Raw genomic sequence first — 1,381 nt, forward strand, 5'->3', positions numbered from 1 at the left:
CGGGCGTCGCGCACCGACAGGGGCAGCGGCGCCCACCCGACGGTACGCCCCAACTCGACCAGCGGCGGGGCGATGTCGGTCCCGGCGAGGACGGCTGCCGGTTCACCGTCGACGACGGTGCCGTCACCGCCCAGGTACACGAGTCGGTCGGCGTACTGGACGACCCGTTCCAGTCGGTGTTCGGCCATGACGACCGTGACACCGAGGTCGTGCACCAGCCGGGTGACGGCGGCGATGACCTCCTCGGCGGCGGTGGGGTCCAGGGCGGAGGTCGGTTCGTCGAGGACCAGCACCCGGGGGTGACTGGTCAGGACGGCACCGATGGCGACGCGCTGCTGCTGACCGCCGGAGAGGGTACGCAGGGGCCGGTGGCGCAGCTCAGCGATGCCGAGCAGGTCGAGGGTCTCCTCGACCCGCTTACGCATCACCGGCGCCGGGAGGGCCAACTGCTCCATCCCGTAGGCCAGCTCCTCCTCCACGGTGTCGGTGACGAACCCGTGGAGGGGGTCCTGCCCGACGACCCCGACGACGTCGGCGAGGTCACGGGGCGGGTGGTCTCTGGTGTCGCGGCCGTCGACGCGTACCGCGCCGTGCAGGGTGCCGCCGGTGAAGTGCGGTACCAGGCCGTTGATCGCCCTCAGGAGGGTGGACTTGCCGGTCCCGGTCCGGCCGACGACGAGGCAGAGTTCCCCCTCGTCGATGCGGAGGGTGACGTTGCGCAACGTCAGGTCTGCGGCCTCGGCGTAGCCGACGCTTACCTGGTCGAATTCGATCATCGTGAGGTTCCGGCTCCACTGTGCCGTGCGGTCGGGTCGGTGGGGGTCGGGTCGGCGGGTGCCGTCGGTCCCCGGGGTGGTCGCGCGGGCCGACGTCCCTCGACCGGCCTCGCCGCGAGTGGGGGCGGAGGTGCCGCCCAGGCGGGCAGGACGGCGACGGCGACGGCGAGGACCACCAGCGGGGTCAGCTCGGGCCAGGTCAGGGGTGCCACCGGGGGGTACAGCCGGGCCGGGTCCACGGTGCCCGCCCAGACCATCAGTGCGGGTGTCACCGCACCGCACCCGGCGACGACGATCTCGGGCGGACGCCACCGGTCGGGTCGGTAGCGGCTGCGGCGCACCTGACGACCGGCGAGGAGCATCCCGGCCACGGCAGTGGTCAGCCCGGCCAGGAGCATCGGCAGACCGAGGTAGCCGGGGACTGTCGCGTCGAGGAGCCCGTAGGTGCCGGTGCAGACACCGACGAGGCCGACCAGGGCCAGGCCGGCGGTGAGGGCACGACGACCGGCGGGTACGGCGGCGGTGCGTCCGTACCCGCGGGAGTCCATCGCGGCGGCCAGGGCGAGCGAGCGGTCGAGCGCGTCGGCGAGGACCGGCAGGACGAT

1 protein-coding gene and 1 pseudogene are annotated in these 1,381 nt (G+C 73.6%); both read right to left on the reverse strand.

All coding sequences use genetic code 11. The annotated features are described in order from the left end of the window. On the reverse strand, positions 1 to 776 hold a 776-nt coding region (locus ABT336_RS27395; protein WP_350900490.1), incomplete at its 3' end, for an energy-coupling factor ABC transporter ATP-binding protein. After that, positions 773 to 1,381: pseudogene (locus tag ABT336_RS27400) on the reverse strand (energy-coupling factor transporter transmembrane protein EcfT); the annotation flags it as partial. The pseudogene ABT336_RS27400 and the gene ABT336_RS27395, both read right to left, overlap by 4 nt.

Origin of the sequence: Micromonospora sp. NPDC000207, assembly GCF_040300925.1 — a bacterium.
Lineage (GTDB): Bacteria > Actinomycetota > Actinomycetes > Mycobacteriales > Micromonosporaceae > Micromonospora.